Source organism: Pseudoduganella guangdongensis (assembly GCF_009857475.1).
Lineage (GTDB): Bacteria > Pseudomonadota > Gammaproteobacteria > Burkholderiales > Burkholderiaceae_D > Rugamonas > Rugamonas guangdongensis.
This window is the reverse complement of the sequence record NZ_WWCJ01000084.1, coordinates 1-255: the sequence shown is the minus strand read 5'-3', so window position 1 is coordinate 255 and position 255 is coordinate 1. Positions and strand designations below refer to the sequence as shown.

Sequence of the window (255 nt, the reverse complement as noted above, 5' to 3'; positions counted from 1 at the left end):
GGTCGCAAGATTAAAACTCAAAGGAATTGACGGGGACCCGCACAAGCGGTGGATGATGTGGATTAATTCGATGCAACGCGAAAAACCTTACCTACCCTTGACATGGATGGAACCTCGGAGAGATCTGGGGGTGCTCGAAAGAGAACCATCACACAGGTGCTGCATGGCTGTCGTCAGCTCGTGTCGTGAGATGTTGGGTTAAGTCCCGCAACGAGCGCAACCCTTGTCATTAGTTGCTACGCAAGAGCACTCTAA

The 255-nt window shown here is 51.4% G+C and carries 1 rRNA gene; it reads left to right on the top strand.

From position 1 onward, the window contains the following. Positions 1 to 255 (top strand): 16S ribosomal RNA (locus GTP41_RS26960); the annotation flags it as partial.